The sequence below is a fragment of the Stenotrophomonas sp. CASM114 genome (assembly GCF_049384325.1).
Taxonomy (GTDB): Bacteria; Pseudomonadota; Gammaproteobacteria; order Xanthomonadales; family Xanthomonadaceae; genus Stenotrophomonas; species Stenotrophomonas muris.
Genome location: NZ_JBMRGJ010000002.1, coordinates 306,735 through 323,233, shown reverse-complemented (window position 1 = coordinate 323,233; position 16,499 = coordinate 306,735). Strand labels below are relative to the sequence as shown.

20 protein-coding genes are annotated in these 16,499 nt (G+C 67.2%); 17 read left to right on the top strand and 3 right to left on the bottom strand.

Annotated features, from left to right (window positions below; all coding sequences use genetic code 11):
* Positions 1-154 precede the first annotated feature (154 nt).
* The 4 genes from VG566_RS04120 to VG566_RS04105 all read left to right on the top strand — a co-directional run bounded on the left by VG566_RS04120 (position 155) and on the right by VG566_RS04105 (position 2,386).
* Positions 155-553 carry an HU family DNA-binding protein gene (locus VG566_RS04120; protein WP_010483539.1) on the top strand — a complete coding sequence of 133 codons (399 nt, stop codon included), beginning with the start codon at positions 155-157 and terminating at the stop codon, positions 551-553.
* A 255-nt stretch (positions 554-808) separates the two neighbouring features.
* Positions 809-1,117, top strand: coding sequence for a DUF3861 family protein (locus VG566_RS04115; protein ID WP_014646275.1), 309 nt, complete (start codon positions 809-811; stop codon positions 1,115-1,117).
* A gap of 56 nt (positions 1,118-1,173) precedes the next feature.
* The gene (locus VG566_RS04110) at positions 1,174-1,707 is read left to right on the top strand and encodes a hypothetical protein (RefSeq protein ID WP_049405946.1); all 534 of its coding nucleotides are present in this window, start codon (positions 1,174-1,176) and stop codon (positions 1,705-1,707) included.
* Between the two features lie 82 nt (positions 1,708-1,789).
* Complete coding sequence (locus VG566_RS04105; protein WP_014646273.1) at positions 1,790-2,386, top strand: DUF1439 domain-containing protein; 597 nt, start codon at positions 1,790-1,792, stop codon at positions 2,384-2,386.
* A gap of 72 nt (positions 2,387-2,458) precedes the next feature.
* On the opposite strand, the gene VG566_RS04100 is transcribed toward VG566_RS04105, so the two are convergent.
* Both VG566_RS04100 and VG566_RS04095 read right to left on the bottom strand, forming a co-directional pair.
* Complete coding sequence (locus tag VG566_RS04100; protein ID WP_032957815.1) at positions 2,459-3,001, bottom strand: type 1 glutamine amidotransferase domain-containing protein; 543 nt, start codon at positions 2,999-3,001, stop codon at positions 2,459-2,461.
* A gap of 162 nt (positions 3,002-3,163) precedes the next feature.
* Positions 3,164-3,631: an SET domain-containing protein gene (locus VG566_RS04095; protein ID WP_012479369.1), complete on the bottom strand. Its 468-nt coding sequence runs from the start codon at positions 3,629-3,631 to the stop codon at positions 3,164-3,166.
* 209 nt (positions 3,632-3,840) lie between these two features.
* Between VG566_RS04095 and VG566_RS04090 the strand changes: the two genes are divergently transcribed.
* Genes VG566_RS04090 through VG566_RS04065 form a run of 6 tightly spaced genes read left to right on the top strand, consistent with a single transcriptional unit; the run spans position 3,841 to position 9,526 of the window.
* On the top strand, positions 3,841-4,296 hold the full coding sequence (locus VG566_RS04090; RefSeq protein ID WP_005408436.1) for an SUF system Fe-S cluster assembly regulator: 456 nt from the start codon (positions 3,841-3,843) through the stop codon (positions 4,294-4,296).
* 17 nt (positions 4,297-4,313) lie between these two features.
* Positions 4,314-5,789 carry a Fe-S cluster assembly protein SufB gene (sufB, locus tag VG566_RS04085; protein ID WP_241884095.1) on the top strand — a complete coding sequence of 492 codons (1,476 nt, stop codon included), beginning with the start codon at positions 4,314-4,316 and terminating at the stop codon, positions 5,787-5,789.
* Positions 5,786-6,202: a lysozyme inhibitor LprI family protein gene (locus VG566_RS04080; RefSeq protein WP_032957816.1), complete on the top strand. Its 417-nt coding sequence runs from the start codon at positions 5,786-5,788 to the stop codon at positions 6,200-6,202. Before sufB ends, VG566_RS04080 begins: the two co-directional genes overlap by 4 nt.
* Positions 6,203-6,246: 44 nt before the next feature.
* Complete coding sequence (gene sufC / locus VG566_RS04075) at positions 6,247-7,011, top strand: Fe-S cluster assembly ATPase SufC (RefSeq protein ID WP_032957818.1); 765 nt, start codon at positions 6,247-6,249, stop codon at positions 7,009-7,011.
* Complete coding sequence (gene sufD / locus VG566_RS04070; protein ID WP_241884094.1) at positions 7,011-8,273, top strand: Fe-S cluster assembly protein SufD; 1,263 nt, start codon at positions 7,011-7,013, stop codon at positions 8,271-8,273. Before sufC ends, sufD begins: the two co-directional genes overlap by 1 nt.
* Positions 8,270-9,526 (top strand): cysteine desulfurase, encoded by a 1,257-nt coding sequence (locus tag VG566_RS04065; RefSeq protein WP_032957821.1) that lies wholly within the window; start codon positions 8,270-8,272, stop codon positions 9,524-9,526. Before sufD ends, VG566_RS04065 begins: the two co-directional genes overlap by 4 nt.
* A gap of 142 nt (positions 9,527-9,668) precedes the next feature.
* Here the strand turns inward: VG566_RS04065 and VG566_RS04060 are convergent, their stop codons facing one another.
* A complete protein-coding gene (locus tag VG566_RS04060; protein WP_241884093.1) occupies positions 9,669-10,319 on the bottom strand; it encodes a transposase in 651 nt (216 codons plus the stop codon).
* Between the two features lie 209 nt (positions 10,320-10,528).
* Here VG566_RS04060 and VG566_RS04055 point away from each other — a divergent pair, with 209 nt between their 5' ends.
* The 7 genes from VG566_RS04055 to VG566_RS04025 all read left to right on the top strand — a co-directional run bounded on the left by VG566_RS04055 (position 10,529) and on the right by VG566_RS04025 (position 16,491).
* Positions 10,529-11,068: a GNAT family N-acetyltransferase gene (locus tag VG566_RS04055; protein WP_032957356.1), complete on the top strand. Its 540-nt coding sequence runs from the start codon at positions 10,529-10,531 to the stop codon at positions 11,066-11,068.
* Positions 11,065-11,397, top strand: a complete 333-nt coding sequence (locus VG566_RS04050) for a non-heme iron oxygenase ferredoxin subunit (RefSeq protein WP_005412525.1) — start codon at positions 11,065-11,067, stop codon at positions 11,395-11,397. Before VG566_RS04055 ends, VG566_RS04050 begins: the two co-directional genes overlap by 4 nt.
* A gap of 203 nt (positions 11,398-11,600) precedes the next feature.
* Positions 11,601-12,005, top strand: coding sequence for a hypothetical protein (locus tag VG566_RS04045; RefSeq protein WP_005408427.1), 405 nt, complete (start codon positions 11,601-11,603; stop codon positions 12,003-12,005).
* 152 nt (positions 12,006-12,157) lie between these two features.
* On the top strand, positions 12,158-14,449 hold the full coding sequence (locus VG566_RS04040) for a TonB-dependent receptor domain-containing protein (protein WP_241884092.1): 2,292 nt from the start codon (positions 12,158-12,160) through the stop codon (positions 14,447-14,449).
* A 68-nt stretch (positions 14,450-14,517) separates the two neighbouring features.
* On the top strand, positions 14,518-15,237 hold the full coding sequence (locus VG566_RS04035) for a tetratricopeptide repeat protein (protein WP_014646262.1): 720 nt from the start codon (positions 14,518-14,520) through the stop codon (positions 15,235-15,237).
* 10 nt (positions 15,238-15,247) lie between these two features.
* Positions 15,248-15,925, top strand: coding sequence for a Fe2+-dependent dioxygenase (locus VG566_RS04030; protein WP_014646261.1), 678 nt, complete (start codon positions 15,248-15,250; stop codon positions 15,923-15,925).
* Positions 15,926-16,089: 164 nt separating this feature from the next.
* Positions 16,090-16,491 carry a hypothetical protein gene (locus VG566_RS04025; protein ID WP_241884091.1) on the top strand — a complete coding sequence of 134 codons (402 nt, stop codon included), beginning with the start codon at positions 16,090-16,092 and terminating at the stop codon, positions 16,489-16,491.
* The last annotated feature ends 8 nt before the right edge of the window (positions 16,492-16,499 follow it).

The following is a 16,499-nucleotide window of genomic DNA, read 5'->3' as shown; positions in this document are numbered from 1 at the left end:
ACCGCCGGCCATGTACTGAATCGGCCTGGATATGAAAAAACATGCACTTTCCGCGCTTCGGGCTATTGGCGGCGCCCGAGAGTTGCCCTACATTGCGCTTGCCGACGGGGTTCGGCGCCGACCACACAACCAACCGTTCACGGAACAGGAAACCATGGCAAAGACCGCTAAGAAGGCTGCCCCGAAGAAGGCAGTGAAGAAAGTCGCGACGAAGGCAGCCGCCAAGCCGGCCGCTCCGAAGCCGATCAAGGAAGTGCTGACCAAGTCCGGCCTGGTTGCACACATCGCTGAAGCCTCCGGCGTCATCGCCAAGGACGTCCGCGCTGTGCTGGCCTCGCTGGAAAGCGCCGTCGCCTCCTCGGTGCACAAGAAGGGCGCTGGCTCGTTCACCCTGCCGGGCCTGCTGAAGATCACCACCGTCAATGTGCCGGCCAAGCCGAAGCGCAAGGGCATCAACCCGTTCACCAAGGAAGAGCAGTGGTTCGCTGCCAAGCCGGCCACCACCAAGCTGAAGGTGCGTCCGCTGAAGAAGCTGAAGGACGCCGCGCTGTAAGCGCGCGCCCCAACGCGGATTCCGACGGGACGGCTCTGGCCGTCCCGTTTTTTTTTGTCCGCACCACACCCCGCAACACAGCGTTGCCGCGGCCCCGGCAATCCCCGTACAGGCCCGCCAGCATTGGCTGCCGGTGCTCCGCAAAGGGCGCGGAACGTACCGGGTGGAACACTGCGTGCAGCGCCGGCCGTCGCCGCCAGCCGTGGCCTTGCCTATGGTGGGCACATCCTCCACAGCCACGGCGAGCACACCCTCATGGCCAGCCCCTCCACCCGCTACCGGATCTCGGTAACCCCGATCGAAAAGGACGGGCTGCAGTGCACCGGGCGCTGCACCATCGAACTGGAACACCGCGCCGGCCGCGACCTGATGCGCCTGCTGGAAGCGGCCCCGCGTACCGCCGGCATCAGTGGCGACGAGCGCGCGACCCTGGTGATCGCCACCCAGCTGCTGCGCGACATCGTACAGCGCCACGCCGAGACCGACGGCCACGCACTGGCCGCCATCGCCGGCCAGGTCCTGCCGGCGCTGGACGCGCTGGAGCAGCTGCCCTCCTCCCGCTGATAGCGGCGCAACCGATACACTGCCGCCCTCCAGGTTGCCTCGGGGAGGAGGCGGGCATGCGCAGGATCCTGTTCCTGATCGCACCACTGGTGCTGCTGGGTTGTTCACGCCCGGCGGCACAGACGAATGATCACATCACGGCAGCGTCCGCTCCCGTCGCCGCAGCAGCGGACACCGGTCCCGGTCCCGTTCCCGCAGCATTGCAGGCGAGCGATATGACGCTGCTGTCCGCCGTCGACGACGGCGCAGAGCCGCCGTCGACGATGCTCAACCGCTACGTCGCCGCACTGCTCAACCGCGACCGCGCCGCCAGCGATGCTGCCTGGACGATCCCACCCGGCGACCCGCGGCATGCAGACGACGCCGCGCTGCGGCAGCTGCAGGACCTGCGCACGCTGCGCCTGCACAGCGATACCCCGATCGCCCGAGATGACCGGCAGCCACCGCGGCTGCTTGAAGTCCCTGTGCAGATCCGTGCGGTCACCGCCAATGGCACGTTCCGCTTCGGCGGCTGGTACCGCGTGCAGCCCAGCAGTGACGGCAGCGCCTGGCAGATCCAGTCGGCACAGCTGCGTCCAACGCTGGACTGAACCGTTGCAGCGGCATGCACGCGCGATTCAGCCTGCGCGGCTACTCTTTGATCCATCCATCTGCTTCCCACCGGTCACCGACATGCGCCTGCGTTCCTTGATGACCCGCCTCGCGGCCTCCACCGTGCTGATCGCCGCTGCGATCGGTGCACAGGCGGCTCCCTCCATTTCCGGCCGCGAACTGTCGGTGGGCGCCAGCGACGTGCAGCAGTACCTCGATGGCAGCTTCCCGCGCACCCAGGACGCCCTCGGCGGCCTGATCGCCCTGACCATGAGCCACCCGCAGCTGAGCCTTCCGGCCGGCGAACGGTTGAACCTGGGCATGGACGTCGCGCTGGCCACCGCCGGCGGCAACCCGGCCCGACTGGGCACGGTGAAGCTCAGCAGCGGCCTGCGCTACGACGCGCAGACCCAGGGCTTTCACCTGCAGCAGCCGAGCGTGGATGACTTCACCCCGGCCAACCAGGGCGGCCGCCTCGACTCGCGCACCCGTGGCCTGCTCAATGCGTGGCTGAGCGACTACGCCCAGCGCGAACCGATCTACAAGCTGGACCCGGCCGTGGCCGGGGTGCTCGGCGCCCTGCAGGTGCAGTCGGCACAGGTGAAGAACGGCAAGCTGGTGGTCACTTTCAACCAGAACCTGGGCAACCTGGTACCGGCAGGCCTGCTGGGCAAATGAGGTGGTGCCGGCCGCTGGCCGGCAGCACGTCACTGCATCTGCCGGCCAGCGGCCGGCACTACCGGTAGCGCATCAGGCGGCAAGCGCTTTTACCACCGCCTCGCTGAAAGCCGGAATGTCATCCGGCTTGCGGCTGGTGATGACGTTGCCGTCGACCACCACCTCGGCATCGCGCCATGTCGCACCCGCGTTCGCCAGATCCTGCTGCAGGGAAGGCCAGGAGGTCAGCTCGCGGCCATCGGCCAGGCCGCTGTTGATCAGCAGCCACGGGCCATGGCAGATCGCCGCCACGGGCTTGCCGGCTTCATCCACTGAACGGATGAAGGCCAGTACGGCATCATCGGTGCGCAGTGTGTCCGGATTGATGACCCCGCCGGGCAGAACCACCGCATCGAAGCGTGCAGGATCCGCCTCATCCAACGGGATATCCACCGCGACGGCGTCGCCCCAGTTCTTCTCCTTCCAGCCCTTGATCGTCGCTTCCTTTGCGGGCGAGACCACGCTGACGCGCGCCCCTTCCGCTTCCAGCAAACGCTTGGGTTCGATCAGTTCAGACTGTTCGAAGCCGTGGGTGGCAAGGATGGCAATCTGCTTGCCCTTCAATCGCTCTGCCATGGAGGCACTCCGGTTGGGGGAGCCCACAGAATGGAAGAACGGCCCTTGCGCGGCGGTGACCCTGTCGTGCACGGCAGGTGGAGAGCCGCCGGGTGGTGCCGGCCGCTGGCCGGCACCTGGATTGCGCCTTGCCGGCCGGCGGCCGGCACTACCCGGTACCGATCAGCGCTTGGGCTGCAGCATCGTGCCGGTGCACTTGGGCGAGCCGCAACGGCACTCCCAGATCTTCTTCAGCTTGGCGGTGTGGCGCTCGGCCAGGGTGATGCCGTAGTTGTAGGTCAGCTCCTCGCCGGCCTTGATATCACGCAGTGCCTCGATGAACACCTTGTCGCCCCGGCTGTCGCCGTCCTCGTCCTCCTCGATCACCGCCTCGCAGTTCGGGTCGCAGCTGTGGTTTATCCACCGCGCGTCGTTGCCCTTGTAGTTGGCGTCGATCACCCAGTCATCGTTGAGGGTGAACAGGAAGGTATGGCCACTTTCGACGTCGCCGCTGTCATCGGCATCAACGTCGCCGTGGCTGCGCAGCAGGCCCTTGTACTGGATCACGCGCTCGCCCTGCTTGATCGGGGCCACGGCGAACACGCCGTTGCCATGGATGGCGGACTTGCGGGCTTGGATCTTCTTCGGCATCGGCGAGGGCTGTTTGCAGCGAATGGAATGGGGATTCTCGCCCATTCCGGGTGATTGCGAAAATCACCCCGTTGGCGCAGCATTGCGCCCCGGCAACGGCCGCGGTGTGTCCTCCCGGCCTGGCCCAAGCGCCGGCTGAATGCCCGGGTTGGATGGTGGCGAATAAAAGCGTACAATTTCAGTCCGCTTTAAGAACCACTCGCATCCCCATGTTGCGCGTCACCAAACTCACCGATTACGCCACCGTCGTGCTGACCGTGCTCGCCGCCCGTCCGGGCGAAGTGCTCAGTGCCACCGAGCTGGCCGAATTCACCGGTCTGGAGCCGCCCACCGTCAGCAAGGTGCTCAAGCCACTGGCCCAGGCCGGCCTGGTCGAAGGCCTGCGTGGCGTCCGTGGCGGCTACCGCCTGACCCGCCCGGCCATCGAGATCTCGCTGTTCGAAGTGGTCGAAGCGATGGAAGGGCCACTGGCCCTGACCGAATGCAGCCACGACCACCACCAGTGCGGCATGGCGCCCAAGTGCGGCGCGCGCAGCAGCTGGCGGCTGATCAACGACGTGGTCTCCGAGGCCCTGCGCGATGTCACCCTCGCGCAGATCCTGCCCCCTCTCCCCCTTGCCGATGACGAACAGCGCCGCACCATCGCTGTCGACGTCGTCTCCTGATCCGTAGGCAGCCCCCCATGGCCACCGAAACCATCGAAAACGTCGCCCACGACGACACCCCCAACCGCGAGATCCACGAGCAGCTCGGCCGCAAGTATTCGGCCGGCTTCATCACCGAGATCGAGTCGGACTCCCTGCCGCCGGGCCTGGACGAGGACGCCATCCGTGCCCTGTCGGCCAAGAAGGACGAGCCGGAGTGGATGACGCAGTGGCGCCTGGATGCCTACCGCCACTTCCTGACCCTGCCGATGCCGGACTGGGCCAAGCTGGAGATCGCGCCGATCGACCTGCAGGCGCTCAGCTACTACTCCGCGCCGAAGGGCCCGAAGTACGCCTCGCTGGATGATGTGCCGAAGGAACTGCTCGACACCTACGACAAGCTGGGCGTGCCGCTGCACGAGCGCGCCAAGCTGGCCGGCGTGGCGGTGGATGCGGTGTTCGACTCGGTATCCGTGGGCACCACCTTCCGCAAGGAACTGGCCGAGAAGGGCGTGATCTTCTGTTCGATGTCCGAGGCCATCAAGGAACACCCGGCGCTGGTGCGCCAGTACCTGGGCACCGTGGTGCCGGTCGGTGACAACTACTTCGCCGCGCTCAACTCGGCGGTGTTCTCCGACGGCAGCTTCGTGTTCATTCCCAAGGGCGTGCGCTGCCCGATGGAACTGAGCACCTATTTCCGCATCAACGCCGGCCACACCGGCCAGTTCGAGCGCACCCTGATCGTGTGCGAGGACAAGGCCTACGTCTCCTACCTGGAAGGCTGCACCGCGCCGATGCGCGATGAGAACCAGCTGCACGCCGCGGTGGTCGAGCTGGTCGCGCTGGAAGATGCGGAGATCAAGTACTCCACGGTGCAGAACTGGTACCCGGGCGACGAGAACGGCGTCGGTGGCATCTACAACTTCGTGACCAAGCGTGCCGAATGCCGTGGCGCGCGCAGCAAGGTCACCTGGACCCAGGTCGAGACCGGCTCGGCGATCACCTGGAAGTACCCGTCCTGCGTGCTGCTGGGCGACGATTCGGTCGGTGAGTTCCACTCGGTCGCGCTGACCCATCACCGCCAGCAGGCCGACACCGGCACCAAGATGATCCATGTCGGCAAGCGCACCAAGAGCAAGATCGTCAGCAAGGGCATCAGCGCCGGCCGTGGCCAGAACACCTACCGCGGCCTGGTGCGGGTGGACCGCAACGCCGAGGGCGCGCGCAACTACACCCAGTGCGACTCGCTGCTGATCGGCAAGCAGTGCGGCGCGCACACCTTCCCCTACATCGAGGTGAAGAACCCGGGCGCCACCGTCGAGCACGAGGCGACCACTTCCAAGATCTCCGATGACCAGCTGTTCTACTGCCGCGCCCGTGGCATCAGCCAGGAAGACGCGGTGTCGATGATCGTCGACGGCTTCTGCAAGCAGGTGTTCCGCGAACTGCCGATGGAGTTCGCGGTGGAAGCCAAGAAGCTGCTGGAAGTCTCGCTGGAAGGTTCGGTCGGATGAAGGCCCTGTTCGCCTTGGCCCTGCTGCTCGGCACCGCCGCGCCGGCATGGGCGGCCAGCGCCGACGCCGACGGCTGCAATCCGGAAGGCACGCAGATGGAGCTCAACGCCTGCGCCGACCGCGATTTCCGCAAGTCCGACGCCGAGCTCAACGTGGTCTACCGGCAGGTGCTGGCCAAGCTTGCCGGGCAGCCGGTGGCACTGGCCCGGCTGAAGGACGCGCAGCGCCTGTGGGTGCAGCTGCGTGATGCCGATCTGGAGGCGCGCTACCCGGTCGGCAAGGACGAGAATCCGCGCGTCCTGTACGGCTCGATGTACCCGATGCTGTATCTGCACGCCAAGTCCAGCCTGACCGATACGCGCACCGCCTACCTGCGCAGCGAATTCCTGGAGCGCAGCGAAGACGACCTGTAAGTCGCGCTGCCTGCCATCCCCCATTCGACAAGACGACCATTCCAATGCTGAAGATCGAAAATCTCCACGCCCGCATCGGCGACAAGGAAATCCTCAAGGGCCTGTCGCTGGATGTGAAGCCCGGCCAGGTGCACGCCATCATGGGCCCGAACGGCGCCGGCAAGTCCACCCTGGGTAACGTCCTGGCCGGCCGCGACGGCTACGAAGTGACCGAAGGCAGCGTGCAGTTCGACGGCGTCGACCTGCTGGAGCAGGACCCGGAAGCACGTGCCGCCGCGGGCCTGTTCCTGGCGTTTCAGTACCCGGTGGAAATCCCGGGCGTGAACAACACCTACTTCCTGCGCGCGGCACTGAACGCCCAGCGCAAGGCGCGCGGCGAAGAAGAACTCGATTCCATGCAGTTCCTCAAGCTGGTGCGGCAGAAGCTGGCCGTGCTGCACCTGAAGGACGAACTGCTGCACCGTGGCGTCAACGAAGGCTTCTCCGGCGGCGAGAAGAAGCGCAACGAGATCTTCCAGCTGGCCGTGCTGGAACCGAAGCTGGCGATCCTGGACGAGACCGACTCGGGCCTGGACATCGACGCGCTGAAGAGCGTGGCCGACGGCGTCAACGCACTGCGCGGCGCCGACCGTTCGTTCCTGGTCATCACCCACTACCAGCGCCTGCTGGACTACATCAAGCCGGACGTGGTGCACGTGCTGGCCGATGGTCGCATCGTCAAGAGCGGCGGCCCCGAGCTGGCGCTGGAGCTGGAAGCGCACGGCTACGATTTCCTGAAGGACCGGGTCGTGCCCGAGGCGGCGGTCTGATGAGCGCCCTGCTTGACTCCATGGCCCAGGCCTTCTGTGGCAGCGATGCGCGCCGCGAAGTGCTGGATGCGGCCCTGCGCGACGGCCTGCCCGCCGCCCGCAACGAAGCCTGGAAGTACACCTCGCTGCGCCAGCTGGAACGGCGTGCGTTCGCTGCAGCGCCGCTGCAGGGCCCGGCGCTGGACGCCGCGCTGCTGGACGACATCCCGGCGCCGCGCCTGGTGTTCGTCAACGGCCGCCTGGATGCCGCGCTGAGCGATGTGCAGGCCCTGCCGTCCGGCGTACAGCTGCAGCCGCTGTCGGCCGCACTGGCCGCTGGCGAAGACGCCGTGCGTTTCCTTGGCCGTCGCTACGAGCGCAGCGAAGAGATCTTCGCCCGGCTCAACGCCGCGCTGGCCGATGAAGGCGTGGTGCTGCGCGTGGATGAAGGCGTGCAGGTCGAAACGCCGCTGCAGCTGGTATTCGCCAGCGTCGCCGGCGAAGCCGACCTGGCCTGGCACCATCGCCACCTGATCGAACTGCGCGCCGGCGCCAGCCTCGGCGTGGTCGAGCACCGCTTCAGCGTGGGTGACTCCGCCCACCTGGACAACACCGTGCTGCATGCCCACGTCGCCCGCGACGGCGTACTCAAGCACGCCCGCGTGCAGGCCGGCAGCGTCCGCCAGACCAGCTTCCTGCGTACCGACGCGGTGCTGGCCCGCGACGCGCAGTACCACCGCGTGGACCTGGAACTGGGCGCCGCGCTCAGCCGCCACGAACTGAACGTGCGCCTGGAAGGCGACAACGCCCGGCTGACCGCCAACGGCGTGCTGCTCGGCAATGGCCGCCGCCACGTCGAGACCCGCCTGGGCATCGACCACATCGCGCGCGATACCGCCTGCGAGCTGCTGTGGCGCGGCGTTGCCGCCAACCGCAGCCGCGTGGTGTTCCATGGCGGCATCCAGATCCGCGAAGGCGCCGACGGCACCGACGCGAACCTGTCCAACAAGAACCTGCTGCTGTCGGCCGATGCCGAGATCGATACCCAGCCGACGCTGGTGATCGACGCCGATGAAGTGAAGGCCGCGCACGGCGCGACCGTCGGCCAGCTCGATGCCAATGCGCTGTTCTACCTGCGCTCGCGTGGCCTGCCCCAGGTCCAGGCGCAGGCACTGCTGAGCGCTGCGTTCTGCCATGAACCGCTGAAGATCCTGCCGGAGGCGTTGCGCGAGCAGCTGGCACGCCGCCTGGACAAGGCCCTGGCCGAGGCGGGTGTGGCATGAACCTGTCCACGCCACGCCCGATCGAAGAACGCACCGGCGCCCCGGACTGGGATCGCGTCCGCCTCGACTTCCCGCTGCTGATGCGTGAAGTGCACGGCAAGCCGCTGGTCTATTTCGACAACGCCAACACCGGCCAGAAGCCGGTACAGGTGATCGGCGCGGTGGATGAGTTCTACCGCCGCTACAACGCCAACGTCAGCCGCGCGGTGCATGCACTGGGCAGCGAAGCGACCGACGCCTACGAAGGCGCACGCAACAAGCTGGCACGCTTCCTCAACGTGCGCGCCAGCGACCTGGTGCTGTGCAGCGGCACCACCTTCGCCATCAACCTGGTGGCCTACTCGTGGGCGCTACCGCGATTGAAGGCCGGCGACGTGATCCTGATCACGCGCATGGAACACCATGCCAACATCGTGCCGTGGCAGCTGGTCGCGCAACGTACCGGCGCCACCATCCGCGTGGCCGAGATCACGCCCGATGGCGCGCTGGACCTGGATGCGCTGCGCGCGGCGATGACCCCGGAGGTCAAGCTGCTGGCGGTCACCCATGTCTCCAACGTGCTGGGCACGGTCAATCCGGTGCGCGAGATCTGCCGTGAAGCGCGCAAGCGCGGCATCATCACCGTGGTCGATGGCTCGCAGGCGGTGCCGCACCGCAAGGTCGACGTCGCCGCGATCGGCTGCGACTTCTACGCCATCACCGGCCACAAGATGTGCGGTCCGACCGGCACTGGTGCGCTGTGGGCGCGCCGCGAGCACCTGGACGCGATGCCGCCGTTCCTCGGCGGCGGCGAGATGATCAAGGAAGTCAGCTTCGACGGCACCGTGTTCAACGATGCCCCGCACAAGTTCGAAGCCGGCACCCCGAACATCGCCGGTTTCATCGGCCTGGGCGTGGCCGCCGACTACCTGCAGCAGCTCGGCCAGGAGAACGTGGAAGCCCGCGAAGCCGAACTGCTGGCGCACTTCACCGAGGAGCTGCGCCGCGTCGACGGCCTGCGCATCATCGGCGAAGCGCCGGAGAAGGCCGCCGTGGTCTCGTTCCTGATCGATGGCGCGCATGCGCACGATCTGGCCACCCTGCTCGACCTGGAAGGGGTGGCCGTGCGCTCGGGGCAGCACTGCGCACACCCGCTGCTGCAGTACTTCGGCGTCGCCGCCACCTGCCGTGCCTCGCTGGCGTTCTACAACACGCACGCCGAGATCGAGCGCTTCATGACCGCGCTGACCAAGGTACGCAAGCTTCTGGGCTGAGCCGGCACACCGGGGTCAGATCCCTTTCGCGACGCGAAAGGGATCTGACCCCACCAGTATTCCCGACAGCCGCCGCTGCGACCGCAATGCCCGCCGGATCGCGACCAGATGAACGCGGCATACCGCCCGCAGCACACCGGGGTCAGATCCCTTTCGCCACGCGAAAGGGATCTGACCCCACCAGCATTCCCGACAGCCGCCGTTGCGACTGCAATGCCCGCCGGATCGCCAGCAGATCCCCCGCCTGAATACCCGCCTCGATGAACTCCACATAGCGCCTGCACCGTTCATCCGCATCAGAACCCATCAGCTCAAATGCCGAATGCGGCTCGAGCAGCGCATTGGGCCTGCCACGCGCATTGGCACGATAGCTCGACCAGCGATAGTCACCGGGATGCGCCACCTTCCCCGCCCGAACCGGGTTGAGCTCGATGTAGCGCTGGCAGGCCAGCAGATAGCGATCCGTATCCACCACCGTGGAGTGGAAGCGCCCTTCCCATAACGTGCCGGTGCGGCCCTGCCGATCATTCACCCGACGTACGTAGGTCCGGTTCACGGCCTGCATCATCCGCGACAGCCCGCCGCAGAGATCAGGCGTTGCCAGAAGATGGACGTGATTGTCCATCAGCACATAAGCGTGGACCCGGCAGTGCTGCTGGTCTGCGTGATGACACAGCAGACGCAGGTAGGCCACGCGGTCGTCATCCGTGAAGAACACGGGCTGGCGATTGTTGCCGCGCTGGACGACATGTTGCGGGTATCCGGGCGCATCGACCCGTCGTGGCCTCGGCATGGGCTGCTCCTGGTAACAGGGGGTCAGAGCCCTTTGCTGCACAAAGGGATCTGAACCCGAGCATCTGCCGATTCCGGGCCCGTGCCAGTCGGTCCATCGCCTGCCGTTGAGTCAGTAGATACCGGGGGCAGATCCCTTTCGCGTTGCGAAAGGGATCTGCCCCCTCCTCCCCCATTTGCGCCCGCCCACGCCCCACCTAGAATGGGGCCATGAGCACCCTGACCTTCCGCGCCGCCACGCCGGCCGACATCCCCGCCCTGATCGCCCTCGTCACCTCGGCCTACCGTGGCGACGCCAGCCGCGTGGGCTGGACCACCGAAGCCGACCTGCTGGATGGCGCCCGCATCGACGCCGAAGGCATCCAGGCCGACCTCGACCGCCCGCGATCGGCCATCCTGCTGGCCGAGCGCGAAGGCGTTCTTGTGGCCTGCGCCCACGTTGCCGACGTCGACGGCAAGGGCTACTTCGGCATGTTCTCGGTCGATCCGGCCCAGCAGGGCGGCGGCGTCGGCAAGCAGCTGATGGATGCCGCCGAAGCACACGCCGCGCGCGAATGGAACGTACCGGTGATGCAGATGACCGTCATTGACGTGCGCGACGAGCTGATCGCCTTCTACGAGCGCCGCGGCTACAGCCGTACCGGCATCAAGAAGCCGTTCCCGTATGGCGACGAACGCTTCGGCATCCCCAAGCGCGACGACCTGCGCTTCGAGATCCTGGAAAAGCCGCTGAACGGAGCCGCCGCGTGAGTGAGGCCTGGACCTTTGTCTGTGCCGGCAACGAGCTGCTGCCGGGTGAAATGAAGAGCGTGTTCGACGAAGTGACCGGCACGCCGATCGTGGTATTCAACCTCGACGGCGAGCTGTACGCACTGGAAGACCAGTGCACGCATGAAGAGTTCGAACTGTCCTCGGGCGAGTTCAACACGACCGAAGGCAGCGTGGAGTGCGTGCTGCACGGCGCGCGCTTCGACGTGCGCGATGGCCGCGCCCTGTGCGCCCCGGCCTACAGCCCTGTGCCCAAGTTCCCGGTGAAGCGCGAGCACGACGCGGTCTGGACCCGCGACGACCGGGATTGAGGCGGCGCTCGGCCCGGAGAGCCCCCCCAGAGGGCGCCTGGCGGAGAGCATCCACCCGTGAGGTGGAATCTACTGGAGTGCACTGAGGGGCCCTCCAAGGCCCTTCCAGGCCATCCAGATCGGCAACCCGATTGCGCATATGCGAATCATTATCGTTGATGTTATTCTACGTAACATCTTCGTAACGACATCGCCCCTGCGCCATGGCCTCGCCCGCGCCCACTGCCACGCTGTGCCAGCTCGCCCGCCAAGGGTGGCCACTGCTCGTGGCCGTGCTGCTGACGTTGCTGCTGGGCTGGTCGGCCTTGCACGAAGGGCGTGGCGGCGATCCGGCTGCGCACGGCTGGCAGGCACACGCTGAAGATCTGCTGCAGGCGATGCCGCTGCCGCAACCGCCAGCCGACGAATGCCCGCAGCACGCCGCACCAGCACCGGAGCCTCCGTTCGATGGCGAGGGCACCTCGCCCTGCACCGGTCTGGTCCCTGCACGCGCCGCTCTGGTCGCGCGTATCCCGCTGTGGCGCTCCGATGCCCTGCGCTGGCAGTTGCATGATCCCGCGCTGCGGTTGAACCCCGGCCACGCACCGCCCGCACCGCACGCCAGCTGAGGCGCCCTGCGGCCGTTGCCGTGCGCCTGATTGCGTTTCCCGCCAGCCGAGCCTGGCTCGGCTCTACAGCACCCACTTCCCGCCTGTCGCCGCATGCCCATCTGCGCCGGCTCGCGCTCGCCCTTTCCCGATCCAAGCCACTACCCACAGTCATGACCCACATCACGTCCCGCAAGCACGCCCCGCGCGTTTCCCTGCTCGCCACCGCCACCCTGGCCGCGGGCTTTGCTCCGCTGGCTGCGCAGGCTGCCGACGGCGCCGACGCCGGTTCCCGCAACGCCACCGAGCTGGACAAGGTGCAGGTGCGCGGCAGCTGGTTCAACCCGTCCTCGCCTAAGTTCACCGCCGAGCTGCTGGACACCCCGAAGTCGGTGTCGATCGTGTCGGAGAAGCTGATCGCCGAAACCGGTGCGACCAACCTGCAGGATGCGCTGCGCATGGTGCCGGGCATCACCTTCGGTGCCGGCGAAGGCGGCAACCCGACCGGCGACCGTCCCTTCATCCGTGGCTTCGATTCGCAGAGCAACGTCTTCGTCGATGGTCTGCGCGACGTCGGCTCGCAGACCCGCGAGATCTTCGACCTGGAGCAGGTGGAAGTAGTCAAGGGCCCGAGCTCGGCCTACGGCGGCCGTGATTCCGGCGGTGGCAGCCTGAACCTTGTGAGCAAGACGCCGAAGCTGAAGAACGAGACCAGCGCCAGCATGGGCATCGGCACCGACAGCTACGCGCGCGGCACCGTGGACGCCAACTACGTGCTGGGCGATGGCATCGCCGCGCGCCTGAACCTGATGAAGCACGAATCGGACATCGCCGGCCGTGACGCCGCCAATGTCAGCCGCTGGGGCATCGCGCCGTCGATCGCGTTCGGCCTGAACGGCCCGGCCCAGCTGATCGCCAGCCACTACCACATGCAGAGCGATGACCTGCCGGACGCGGGTGGCTTCCCGTATGGCAACCCGAACGGTGCGCCGGCCTCGAAGTGGGTCGACGGCCGCCCGATGGTGCCGGACCGCAACAACTACTACGGTCTGGTCGACCGTGACTTCCAGCGTACCCGCGCCGACATCAGCACCCTGGATGCCAGCTACGACTTCGGCGGCCACAAGCTGCGCAACATCGCGCGCCTGGGCAACACCAGCAACGACTACCTGTGGACCCAGCCGGACGACAGCCAGGGCAACCCGAACAACTACGGCACCCTGTGGCGCCGGACCAACAGCCGTGCCGTCGACGTCAAGAGCTTCGCCGACCAGCTGGGCCTGACCGGTGCCTTCCAGACCGGTGCGCTCAAGCACAGCTACAGCGCGGGCGTGGAATACAGCGACGAGAAGATGACCCGCGGCAGCTATCTGATGACCCCGGGCACCAGCAACCCGCTCACCGGCAACAGCAAGTGCCCGACCACCGGCGCGGCCACCGGCTACAACTGCACCGATTTCGCCAATCCGAACCCGCGCGATCCGTGGGCGGCCACCCATTCGGTGTACCGCAGCGACAAGGCACTGGACGTAGAGCAGCGCACCAGGACCACCTCGGCCTACGTGTTCGACACCATCGAGCTCAATGAGCAGTGGATGATCAACCTCGGCCTGCGCTACGACGACTTCCGCACCACCCTGACCACCCCGGTGGCCGGCAAGGCACCGACCCGCGTGCGCAACAGCAACGACTTCCTGAACTACCAGGCCGGCGTGGTGTTCAAGCCGGCCGCCAACGGCAGCATCTACCTGTCGTGGGGCACCTCCTCGACTCCGCCGGGCATGGACGGTGGTGATGGTTCGGACGGCCTGAGCGCCGCCGTGGCCGACCTCAAGCCGCAGGATACGAAGAACCTCGAGCTGGGCACCAAGTGGGACCTGTTCGACCAGCGCCTGAACCTCACCGCGGCGATCTTCCACACGGTGATGAACAACGCGCGCGTGACGGTCGACAACGGCACCAGCCAGAATGCCGGCAAGAAGGAAATCAACGGCTTCGAGCTGGGCTTCACCGGCCAGCTGACCGACGCCTGGAGCCTGTACGGCGGCTACACCTACCTGGACTCGGAACTGAAGGACAACGGCTTCGTCTGTGGTGCACCGGTCGGCCGCACCTGCCCGTCCAACGTCTACGTGCCCTCGCCGTACAACGGCAACGTATTCCCGAACACCGCCAAGCACAGCGCCAACCTGTGGACCACCTACCGCTTCCCCATCGGCCTGACCGTCGGTGCCGGTGCGTTCTACTCGGACAAGCAGTACGGTGACGTCGCCAACACCAAGTGGATCGCCAGCTACACCCGCTTCGACGCGATGGCCAGCTACGCGATCCAGGACAACATCAGCCTGCAGCTCAACGTGCAGAACCTGACCGACAAGACCTACTTCACCAAGGCCTATGCCTCGCACTACGCGAGCATCGCCCCGGGTCGCTCGACCACCCTGGCACTGAACGTGAAGTTCTGATGTAGCTTCGCTCCCCCACGGCGGCAGGCTCTCCTGCCGCCGTTTTTGTTTCCGGCGATACTCACCCCATGGCAACCCGTACCCCCATCGACAGCGACGCCCTGGCCGAGCTGCTGCAGCACGATCCGCAGGCCGCGTTCGCACGCGTGCGCGACGCTGCGCAGGCTGGGCAGGTCGATGCACAACTGCTGCTCGCGCAGATGCACATGGAAGGCAAAGGCACCGCGCAGGACGCCTCGGCGGCGCTGCTCTGGTACGAAACCGCCGCCAACAACGGCGCGCCGATGGCGATGAACATGCTCGGCCGCTGCCATGAGCTGGGCCACGGCACGGCGGTCAACCTGGCGCTGGCGGCGGTGTGGTACCGGCGCGCGGCCGACACCGGCCTGGACTGGGGCCTGTACAACCTGGCCAACCTGCTGGCCACCGGCCGCGGCATTGCGCAGGACCGCGCGCAGGCACTGGCCCTGTACACCCGTGCCGCGCACCTGGGCCACGCCAAATCGATGAACCTGCTGGCCCGCCACCTCGAAGACGGGCTGGATACCGCACCCGATCCGCAGGCGGCGCTGGCCTGGTACCAGCGCGCGGCCGAGGCCGGTGATTTCCGCGGCCAGGCCAACTACGCCTCGATCCTGCTGCAGGCCGGCCAGGTCGAGCAGGCCGTGCACTGGCTGCGGCTCGCACTGGCGCACGGCAGCCCGGCATTCATGGCGCACATCGTGCCGGAGCTGGCCGCGTCACCGCATCCACAGGTGCGCGCCCTGGTCGCACCGCCGTCCCTCTGAGGAGTCCCGCATGCTGCTGCACATCCCCGACATTCTCAGCGCCGACCAGGTCGCCGACTTCCGCCGCCGCCTCGACGCCGCCGACTGGACCGATGGCCGCGAAACCGTGGGGCATCTGGGCGCACAGGCCAAGCACAACCAGCAGCTGCCCGAGGCTTCGCCGCTGCGCCGCGAACTGGGCGAGATCATCCTCGTCGCGCTGGCCCGGCACCCGCTGTTCTTCAGTGCCGCGCTGCCGCTGAAGTACCTGCCACCACGCTTCAACCGCTACAGCGGTGGCGGCACCTATGGCTACCACGTCGATGGCGCGGTGATGAACCTGGCCAATGGCGAGCAGCTGCGTTCGGACATCTCCTGCACCCTGTTCCTGTCGGCGCCGGACGAATACGAAGGCGGCGAGCTGATCATCAGCGATACCTACGGCGAGCACGAAGTGAAGCTGCCGGCCGGCGACCTGATCGTGTACCCGTCCAGCAGCCTGCACCAGGTGCGGCCGGTCACCCGCGGCGCGCGCGTGGCCTCGTTCTTCTGGGTGCAGAGCATGATCCGCGACGATGTGCAGCGCCGCCTGCTGTGGGAAATGGATGGCGCGATCGAGCGCCTGCGGCAGACCGGCGGCGACGCCGAGGCGGTCCTGCAGCTGACCGGCGTGTACCACAACCTGTTGCGGCGCTGGAGCGAAGTCTGAGCCTTGCCGGGCCGGCCTGCGACATTTTGGCAATCATTCTCATTTGCAACGGCTAACAGCTCTCATTACAATCACGCCCCGTTGATGCCGGCCGCTGCCGGCAGACCCTTGGGGACCCCCGCTTGCTGCGCCCGCTTCGCCCTCGCCCACTCGTCCATCGCAAGATGGGCACCGCCATGCGCGGCCATCGTCCCGCGCTGGCCAGCCTGCTGGCGTGGGTGGCGATGCTGGCGTTGCTGCTGGGCACCCTGCCGCTGCTGCCACAGGCCCACGCCGGCATGGCTGTGCAGGTGCCGTTGGAGGAGCGCGGAGGCGAAGCGCCCCTGCAGGAAGAGGCGCCGGCCAAGCTGCGCCGCTGCGCCTCCGCTCCGGTGAAGTCGGCCGAGAAGGCACGCCCGCCGTTGCTGCTGGCCAGCCACTGGCTGCGCACTGAGCTCGACCTCGTACCCGCCATGCCGGCCATGCCCGGCGTGCGCCCGGACTGGCCGCTGGCCGCTCCGGACACGCCCTGGGCCGATGCGCCCGGGCGCCGTCAGCAACGCGGCCAGGCGCCGCCGCTCGCCTGATCCACGGC

What these genes read in the sequence shown, in the direction of transcription:
- VG566_RS04120 (WP_010483539.1), top strand. Translation starts at nt 155, where the DNA reads ATGGCAAAGACCGCTAAGAAGGCTGCCCCGAAGAAGGCAGTGAAGAAA.
- VG566_RS04115 (WP_014646275.1), top strand. Translation starts at nt 809, where the DNA reads ATGGCCAGCCCCTCCACCCGCTACCGGATCTCGGTAACCCCGATCGAA.
- VG566_RS04110 (WP_049405946.1), top strand. Translation starts at nt 1,174, where the DNA reads ATGCGCAGGATCCTGTTCCTGATCGCACCACTGGTGCTGCTGGGTTGT.
- VG566_RS04105 (WP_014646273.1), top strand. Translation starts at nt 1,790, where the DNA reads ATGCGCCTGCGTTCCTTGATGACCCGCCTCGCGGCCTCCACCGTGCTG.
- VG566_RS04100 (WP_032957815.1), bottom strand. Translation starts at nt 3,001, where the DNA reads ATGGCAGAGCGATTGAAGGGCAAGCAGATTGCCATCCTTGCCACCCAC.
- VG566_RS04095 (WP_012479369.1), bottom strand. Translation starts at nt 3,631, where the DNA reads ATGCCGAAGAAGATCCAAGCCCGCAAGTCCGCCATCCATGGCAACGGC.
- VG566_RS04090 (WP_005408436.1), top strand. Translation starts at nt 3,841, where the DNA reads ATGTTGCGCGTCACCAAACTCACCGATTACGCCACCGTCGTGCTGACC.
- sufB (WP_241884095.1), top strand. Translation starts at nt 4,314, where the DNA reads ATGGCCACCGAAACCATCGAAAACGTCGCCCACGACGACACCCCCAAC.
- VG566_RS04080 (WP_032957816.1), top strand. Translation starts at nt 5,786, where the DNA reads ATGAAGGCCCTGTTCGCCTTGGCCCTGCTGCTCGGCACCGCCGCGCCG.
- sufC (WP_032957818.1), top strand. Translation starts at nt 6,247, where the DNA reads ATGCTGAAGATCGAAAATCTCCACGCCCGCATCGGCGACAAGGAAATC.
- sufD (WP_241884094.1), top strand. Translation starts at nt 7,011, where the DNA reads ATGAGCGCCCTGCTTGACTCCATGGCCCAGGCCTTCTGTGGCAGCGAT.
- VG566_RS04065 (WP_032957821.1), top strand. Translation starts at nt 8,270, where the DNA reads ATGAACCTGTCCACGCCACGCCCGATCGAAGAACGCACCGGCGCCCCG.
- VG566_RS04060 (WP_241884093.1), bottom strand. Translation starts at nt 10,319, where the DNA reads ATGCCGAGGCCACGACGGGTCGATGCGCCCGGATACCCGCAACATGTC.
- VG566_RS04055 (WP_032957356.1), top strand. Translation starts at nt 10,529, where the DNA reads ATGAGCACCCTGACCTTCCGCGCCGCCACGCCGGCCGACATCCCCGCC.
- VG566_RS04045 (WP_005408427.1), top strand. Translation starts at nt 11,601, where the DNA reads ATGGCCTCGCCCGCGCCCACTGCCACGCTGTGCCAGCTCGCCCGCCAA.
- VG566_RS04040 (WP_241884092.1), top strand. Translation starts at nt 12,158, where the DNA reads ATGACCCACATCACGTCCCGCAAGCACGCCCCGCGCGTTTCCCTGCTC.
- VG566_RS04035 (WP_014646262.1), top strand. Translation starts at nt 14,518, where the DNA reads ATGGCAACCCGTACCCCCATCGACAGCGACGCCCTGGCCGAGCTGCTG.
- VG566_RS04030 (WP_014646261.1), top strand. Translation starts at nt 15,248, where the DNA reads ATGCTGCTGCACATCCCCGACATTCTCAGCGCCGACCAGGTCGCCGAC.
- VG566_RS04025 (WP_241884091.1), top strand. Translation starts at nt 16,090, where the DNA reads ATGGGCACCGCCATGCGCGGCCATCGTCCCGCGCTGGCCAGCCTGCTG.